Below are 1,897 nucleotides of genomic sequence, written 5' to 3' on the forward strand. Positions count from 1 at the left end.
CGCGCGCCCGGTGCGCGACGCACGCGCACGGTTTGCGCTCGCGCAGTTGCGCTGGCAGCGCGCGCGGCCCGATCCGGCGCATGCGCGCCACGTGCTCGCCGGGCTGTCGCAGCGTCTCGCGGTTGCGCTGCAGCGCCGTCACGAGCGCGATACCGCGCGCGTCGCCGCATGCGCGGCACGGCTCGAGGTGCTGAGCCCGCAGCGCACGCTCGAGCGCGGTTACGCGGCGCTGATCGATGCGCAGACGGGCCGCGCGGTGCGCGCGCCGAGCGCGCTGAAACCGCAGCGCCGGCTGACCGTGCATCTCGCCGAAGGCTCGGCCGACGTGTCGCTGGCCGACGTGCAGCCGCGGCTGACCGATACGATCTGACCTGACCTGCAACCAACGCGCGAGCGCCGTCGAACGCGCCGCGCGGACGCCGGCGGCGCGGGCACGCGCGCTGCGCGTCTCGCCCGCGTGCCGCCCGTTGCGCGAACGCCGCTTTTCCGCATACCGCGGATAAATGGCCCACGAGTTTGCGGGGTTATTCGTCCTCGCCTACAATCGGACGCTCGGCAGCATTCAACACAGCCTCCCTACATACTCAACGAAGGAATCGCCATGGCTCATACGCTCCCGCCGCTCCCGTACGCTGAAGACGCACTCGCGCCGACCATCTCGAAAGAGACGATCGAGTACCACTACGGCAAGCATCACCAGGCTTATGTGACGAACCTGAACAACCTGATTCCCGGCACCGAGTTCGAGAACATGCCGCTGGAAGAGATCGTGAAGAAGTCGTCGGGCGGCATCTTCAACAACGCCGCGCAAGTCTGGAACCACACGTTCTTCTGGAACAGCCTGTCGCCGAACGGCGGCGGCGCCCCGTCGGGCGCGCTCGGCGACGCGATCAACGCGAAGTGGGGTTCGTTCGACGCGTTCAAGGAAGCGTTCACGAAGGCCGCAGTCGGCACGTTCGGCTCGGGCTGGGCATGGCTCGTGAAGAAGGCCGACGGTTCGCTCGACATCGTGTCGACGAGCAACGCCGCCACGCCGCTGACGACGGCCGACAAGCCGCTGCTGACGATCGACGTGTGGGAGCACGCGTACTACATCGACTACCGCAACGCACGTCCGAAGTTCGTCGAAGCGTTCTGGAACATCGCGAACTGGGACTTCGCCGCGAAGAACTTCGCGTAAGTCCCTGCGTCGCCGCGCCGTGCGGCGCGCGACGTCGACGAAAAGCCCTCGGTTTCGAGGGCTTTTTTCTTTTCGGGCGCCGCGTTCGCGTTCGCCTCACGCGAGCGTCGTCGCCAGCCATCCGAGCGCCGCGCTCGCGATCACGACGGCCCACGGCGGCACGCGCCAGAACGTCAGCGCGACGAACGCGACGAGCGCGGCGCCGAAGTCGCGCGGCGACACGATCGTGTCGGTCCAGACCGGGTGATAGAGCGCGGCGAGCAGCAGCCCGACCACGGCCGCGTTGACACCCGCGAGCGCGGCCTGCATCCGTGCGTTGCGCCGCATGCGCGCCCAGAACGGCGCGGTGCCGGCCACGAGCAGGAACGACGGCGCGAAGATCGACACGAGCGCGATCATGCCGCCGAGCCAGCCGTTCGGCTCGATGCGCAGCGACGCGCCGAGGAATGCCGAAAACGTGAACAGCGGCCCGGGCACCGCCTGTGCGACGCCGTAGCCGGCGAGGAAGGTCGAATCGTCGACCCAGCCCGGCGCGACGACGGCGGCCTGCAGCAGCGGCAGCACCACGTGACCGCCGCCGAACACGAGCGCGCCCGTGCGGAAGAAGGCGTCGACGATCGCGAGGCTGTCGGCATGCAAGGCGCGGGCGGCGAGCGGCAGCGCGACGACGAGCGCCGCAAACGACGCGAGCCACAGCACGCCGGCGCGCGGCGACAC

The 1,897-nt window shown here is 69.5% G+C and carries 3 protein-coding genes; 2 read left to right on the top strand and 1 reads right to left on the bottom strand.

The genetic code is table 11. The features are described from left to right. Both HMPREF3115_RS14825 and sodB read left to right on the top strand, forming a co-directional pair. The coding region (locus HMPREF3115_RS14825) for an exodeoxyribonuclease VII large subunit (protein WP_305367009.1) at window positions 1–370 on the top strand (370 nt) is incomplete at its 5' end. Window positions 371–601: 231 nt separating this feature from the next. Continuing rightward, window positions 602–1,180: a superoxide dismutase [Fe] gene (gene sodB / locus HMPREF3115_RS14830; RefSeq protein ID WP_006398503.1), complete on the top strand. Its 579-nt coding sequence runs from the start codon at window positions 602–604 to the stop codon at window positions 1,178–1,180. Between the two features lie 96 nt (window positions 1,181–1,276). Here the strand turns inward: sodB and HMPREF3115_RS14835 are convergent. Continuing rightward, window positions 1,277–1,897: chromate transporter (locus HMPREF3115_RS14835; protein ID WP_176748749.1), on the bottom strand; the 621-nt coding region annotated here is incomplete at its 5' end.

Origin of the sequence: Burkholderia sp. HMSC10F09, from assembly GCF_001806955.1 — a bacterium.
Taxonomy (GTDB): Bacteria; Pseudomonadota; Gammaproteobacteria; order Burkholderiales; family Burkholderiaceae; genus Burkholderia; species Burkholderia multivorans.

Bases quoted from the DNA above. Each gene is read 5' to 3' on its own strand.
- sodB (WP_006398503.1), top strand. From the start codon at position 602: ATGGCTCATACGCTCCCGCCGCTCCCGTACGCTGAAGACGCACTCGCG.